The 5,296-nt window shown below is 53.7% G+C and carries 4 protein-coding genes; 3 read left to right on the forward strand and 1 reads right to left on the reverse strand.

Features of this window, described 5'->3' with window-relative positions; genetic code table 11:
- On the reverse strand, positions 1-900 hold a 900-nt coding region (locus AB1656_25460; GenBank protein MEW6238748.1), incomplete at its 3' end, for a hypothetical protein.
- Between the two features lie 91 nt (positions 901-991).
- On the opposite strand from AB1656_25460, the gene AB1656_25465 reads away from it, so the two are divergent.
- From AB1656_25465 to AB1656_25475, 3 genes are read left to right on the forward strand one after another with little or no spacing between them, the layout of a single operon-like run.
- The gene (locus AB1656_25465; GenBank protein MEW6238749.1) at positions 992-2,197 is read left to right on the forward strand and encodes a glycosyltransferase family 87 protein; all 1,206 of its coding nucleotides are present in this window, start codon (positions 992-994) and stop codon (positions 2,195-2,197) included.
- A 22-nt stretch (positions 2,198-2,219) separates the two neighbouring features.
- On the forward strand, positions 2,220-3,497 hold the full coding sequence (locus AB1656_25470) for an O-antigen ligase family protein (protein ID MEW6238750.1): 1,278 nt from the start codon (positions 2,220-2,222) through the stop codon (positions 3,495-3,497).
- On the forward strand, positions 3,490-5,295 hold the full coding sequence (locus AB1656_25475) for a hypothetical protein (protein MEW6238751.1): 1,806 nt from the start codon (positions 3,490-3,492) through the stop codon (positions 5,293-5,295). The genes AB1656_25470 and AB1656_25475 overlap by 8 nt, the downstream gene beginning before the upstream one ends.
- Position 5,296: the final 1 nt, after the last annotated feature.

Genomic DNA, 5,296 nt, shown 5'->3' on the forward strand with positions numbered 1-5,296 from the left:
ATCCACTAACCGGCGCGGCGTTTCTTCCATCGCCGCCAAACGCTCGCGGACATGTTCAACCATTTTCTCCGCGACGGCGGGATTCGGTTGAAAAAACGTTTCTGGCATAATATGGAAAATACGGCCTGCGATTCGCTCCCGGCAATAGGGCGCTCCCGCTAGATGGATGGGGACGCCGCTGGACAAATCGTTTTGGGGATTATCATTGATGAGTTGATACACGCTGGCGAGTTCCAAACCTTCCCATACGGATGGCGGCAGCTCCATCGGATCAGTAACAAAGGACGCCATAACGTCCAGCGTAAAAATTCCGCAACGGATGACGAGATAGCGCAATCCGGGGACGCCTTTTTTTTGATCTCGGAACGGCAATCCCGCTTCTTGAACCCGCCGGTTGATTTCCATAGCGGCCGCCATCGCGCGGGGGGGAAGCAGACGGCATTCCTCCAGATTGACGACGGAGCGCCATTTTCCTTTTTCCCGCAGGCCGAAGCGTCCGTCGTAGTTCCAAACGAAATCCATGCGGTTGCGGTAATGAAAGGGGGGCGAGGGAACGATGGGGATCGCGGTCGGTTCCAATTCACATCCCATCTCGCTCCAGAGCCGTGCGGCGTAATCCTGCTTCAGGCGCAGCTGATGGACGTATTCGATGTGCTGCCAAGCGCAGCCGCCGCAGCGCCCGAAGTGGTGGCAGTCCGGTTCGACGCGATAGGGCGAGGCTTCCAGCAACCGCGTCAATTCGCCCTGGCGGCGGCGAAGTTTTTTCGTCTCGACGGTTTCGCCGGGGATGACGTATGGAATGGCGACGGTTCCGCCTGCGTCCGTTGCGCCTCTCCCAAAGCCCTTTTCGTCGAGCCGGTCGATGCGGGCGATTCGCAAAGATATAGTTGGTTCGTTCATCGTTTTGGGTTGCGGGACTTGGCGCTATGGTTCCTATTCCTATGCGATTATAATCCCTCATGCCGCCAAAGGATGGAGGAATGATTTCCCGATGGATAGGAAACCGTTGGATTGCGCCGATTCAGTGGGATCGCGCGACGGGATGTTGATATTTCCACGCTGGGCCGCCAGCGTCTCCATTTTACTACTTACGGCGCTAACCATTGTACTTCTGACGCAGACGCTCCACAAAGCGAACAGACCCCAAGGCAACGATTTTACGAATTATCTCATCGCGGCCAACCACATTTATCAGGGCGAAGATCCTTACGAGATAGGATCGGATCGCCCGTTCTTCGTTTGCCCCTACCCGATGTTTTTACCCTTCGTCATGATGCCTTTTCTTTTTCTTCCCTTGCCCTATAGCTGCGCCATGTGGTTTGCGGCGAATCTATTCGCCTTTTTTTTTACGTTGCGCCTTCTCTCAAAGATGCAATTCCCAGATTTGGATAATTCGCGCTTACTGACGCTGACGGCGGCGATTACGATGATCTTATTCCATATCGTTCAAAACGCGCTGCTCAACGGCCAGGTGAATTTTTGGGTTTTGCTGCTTTGCGTCCTATTCCTGCGTTATTATTTAGCCGGAAAGGACGCCGCCGCCGGATTTTTTCTGGGCGCGGCGGCCGCCATCAAGTTATTTCCGCTGTTGTTTCTCGCTCTTCCCTTCATCCGCCGGAGGCGAGGCGCGGCGGTTTACGGCGCAGGCTTTTTTCTTCTCTTCTGCCTTTCGCCCATTCTAATGTTGGACGGGCGCCTCTTCACGGCGTATGCAAGTTATGCGTCGGATTTCCTGCTATCGCCGGCGTCGAGCGGCGCGTCGAGTCCGTTTTTATTCTCCTATTCGCTGCCGTATCTTCTTTCCCGCGTCCCCTTTGGCGGCGCCGCCGCTTATATGATCGCATGGCTTCTCGCCGCATTTTTATTAGTGTCCACTTTACGGAGCGCCTCGCAAAAAAAAGAAGCGGATTTTGCTTTGTTTTCCAATTTTTTTCTTCTATTTTTATTCGTCGATCCGCTGCCGGAGGCGCATCATTTAGTATTTCTTCTCCCTGCGCTTTTTATGGCCGCGGAGAAAATCGTATTCGAATCTCCCCGCCGCCGAAGCGAAATCGTCTTATTGATCTTCGTCTTTTTGGCGTATCTCGCTGGCGCCGCCTTCCGTTCGGGCATCGTTCTTTTTGGCGCTCTCCTGGCTTTGTTTATTCTGACGGCGAGGATCTTTCTACTCGATGGAGAGAAGATAAAATCGGCTTAGCCCTGGCGCGGCGAAAACGGCGATGTTCGAAACTTACCTGACAGAATTCAAGAGAGAGTGGTCGTTAATATGGCCGCCGGATGCTCCAATCTGGGAACGGCGGCTGTTGACGACTCTCTTTCTGTCATTGGCCGTTGTCTTTTTTCTGGTTCCCGCCGGAAGATTCTATTTTTCCTTTTTATTCGTAAAAATATCGACCGGCTACAACGCTTACAAACTCTTTCCTTTCCCCTTGGCCGTATGGCTGATTTGGCGATGGAAGCGCCCGAGGAGATGGCGGATTCACCTCCCCATCGTTTTTCCCGCCCTTCTATTTTTTCTTCTCTCCATTTTGGCTGCGGCGGGATCGCCGGACGCTTACCAGGCGATATCGGAATCGTTGGAAATCGCTTTTTATATTATTTTTTCCATCATGTTGCTCGACCTCCCTTGGAGTCATCGCGCCGTGAAATGGGCGGCGGGAGGATTCGTTCTCGGCCATTTTTATTTGGGATTGACCGCCCTCTATCAACTCCTCTTCTCGGGTACGCCCCGCATCAACGCCACCTTCGATCATCCCAACGCCCTAGCCGCCTACGCTCCCTTATCGCTTTCCTTGCTTCTTTGGATATTTGACCGATCTCAAACGTCCAAGCAAAGAACCGGCGTTCTGGCCGCCATCGGCTGCGTACTCTTCGGCGCGCTGTTTTCCTTCTCCCGATCCGCTTATGTCGGATTGCTGATTTTTGGATTTGTTTTTTATTACGCCTATCCCTCGGCGGCGCCGAAAATCCCACGGCGCGCCTGGGCGATATTTTTCGCCGCCGCGATCCTCGTCGCCGCTTCCGCCATGACGCGGTTTTCTTCGACGATCGACGAATTGACCATGAAAGAAAAAATATCGCGTCTGACGATATGGCCGTTCGTCATGGATTTGTGTATGCCTTCCTCGCCATTTTTTGGAATCGGCTTAGGTCCGGTGCAAAGGGAAGCCGCCCTGAGCATCATGGCCTCCGCTCCGATGGAACTCCCCATCGCCACGGCGCGCCACCCGCATAGCCTTTATCTGGATTTATTGATTTCCATGGGAATTCCCGGCTTGCTGAGTTTCTTATGGCTTGCGTATGAAGCCTTTCGTCAAACCGCTTGGGATCGAACGATCGCCGCCGCCGCTCTTCGAGCCGGTTTAGCCGGTTTTCTGGTTCAGGAAATTTTCGATCCGCAATTGTTGAATGGAAACATTCCCGTAGCGCTTTTCGTCCTGTTCGCTTTGGGGAGCTATTCCGCCATCCAGCGCCAAACGAATATCGAGAATGAATAAGCCATCGCCCAAAACCATAATGAACGCCGTTCTGTTCCTGCTCGCCCTCTGGCCCGCTTCGCAGCATTGGCCGTGGACGAAGGCGTTGATTTCGCTTTGGTGCTTATCATTTGCGCTGGCGGTCTTCGCCAGGCCTGGCGTTCTTGGCGAATTGTCAACTATCCTCCAATACCTCACTAGCGCTTTTATTTTATGGATGTTAGGAGTAACGATCCTCCCCCGGCTTCCTTTTTTGGGAATCGCGGCGATATGGGGCGCTATCGGCGCGTACGTTTTTCTCTCTTATCGCGGCAGGAATGCCTTTCCTCGCACGCCGTATTCGCAAACGGGCTGGCCGGAGAAGCGCGTTTTGGCTTTGACGATTCTCCTCTTCGTCTTTCCCTGGATGGCGATTCATTTTCTCTTGAATGTTCTTAGCGGCGCCGCTTTCGAATGGGCTTGGTGGACATCGGCGTCGTGGTCCGCCATCGCATTGATCCTTTTTTATCCCCGCGAACGGATGCGTGAAATCGGCCATTGGGACCGCCGCGTTCAGCTGTTCCTGGCGCCCGCGCTCATTCTCGCGATCGGCGCCATTCACTATCGCCAATACCGCCAAATAGAAACGCAATTGGCGGCGAATGCTGCGCCCGCGCCCATAGCGGAAGCCGCTTTTTCAATGGGATATAACCATCTTGGCGTCGAAGCCGTCATCCGCGAAGCTAGCCGTTTAAGAAAAGAATCGAATTGGGCTGAAACTGTCCATTATTTGAGAAGCCAATGGAGGCATGAAAATCTCAACGTCTTCGCCCGCGCCTTTCGCTCTGCGAAGGATATCGGCGGCGATCTTTTTCTCTTCGCTTCCTGTTTTGGCTGTACCTTGAATCTTCAACCCAACGAAGCCGCAATCGATCTAAAAGTATCGTTGGAACGGGAAGAGTTTTGGATCATCTCGTCGCAAGGCCGCATTCTACTGCTTACGCGGAAAGGCGCGCGCTGCGTCTGGCGCAGCAAAGACGAATTGTCGAAATTAGCGTTGTCGAAAAAAGGAAACCTCGCAGCGGCGCTCTCCCGTGAACGCCGCGTTTACATTTTGCGGGATTACGCTTATCAAACCGCCATTCCTCTTCCTGAAGATCGCATTTGGAAAGACATTGCCTTCAGCGAAAACGGCGAAGTCCTTTGGGCGATGGATGGAAGCGGCGCCATCGAGGAATATCGTCTCGATGCGGCCAGCCGTGAATGGCGATGCGAGAGAAACCGCGCCGCTGCTTTATGGCGGGAGCCGGACGTCGCCAAGTCGTTCTTGCCTTGGGAAAAAGGAGACGGATTTTTCCTGCTCGATAAAGCAGGCGGCGTTCATTGGCGGCAAGAGAAAACGCCCGTCTTGGACGACGCTATTCAGGCGCAGTTGATTCGTTATTACAATCCCGGCGATCTGTCGGCGATGGCGTTATCCTATTGGCGCGGCGAGAATTATTTAATGCTATTGGACGCTTACGGCGAGATCGATTTCATATCTTTGAATTTTCTTCCGGCCTTGACGGGCGCCGCCGTAGAGTCGCCGTCCGCTGAAGTTGCTATCCCGCCAATCGCTCCTCCATTGTATTACGACAGACAAAGGCCAGTCGGCTTTTATCAAACCCTGGCCGCGGCGGCGGTACCGTTGCCGGAAATCAATACCATCATGATGATGAGACGGGACGGCGTTTTGCAGGCCATTGCCATGCCCCAGCGAGTACGGATTGAAGTTAAGGATAAATCCGGCGTGATATCGATTGGCGAGGGAGGGAAGATTGAAGCGGCGTCGCGGCCATGAT

Source organism: Candidatus Omnitrophota bacterium (assembly GCA_040755155.1).
In the GTDB taxonomy this organism is placed as follows: Bacteria; Hinthialibacterota; Hinthialibacteria; order Hinthialibacterales; family Hinthialibacteraceae; genus JBFMBP01.

What these genes read in the sequence shown, in the direction of transcription:
- AB1656_25465 (MEW6238749.1), top strand. Translation starts at nt 992, where the DNA reads ATGGATAGGAAACCGTTGGATTGCGCCGATTCAGTGGGATCGCGCGAC.
- AB1656_25470 (MEW6238750.1), top strand. Translation starts at nt 2,220, where the DNA reads ATGTTCGAAACTTACCTGACAGAATTCAAGAGAGAGTGGTCGTTAATA.
- AB1656_25475 (MEW6238751.1), top strand. Translation starts at nt 3,490, where the DNA reads ATGAATAAGCCATCGCCCAAAACCATAATGAACGCCGTTCTGTTCCTG.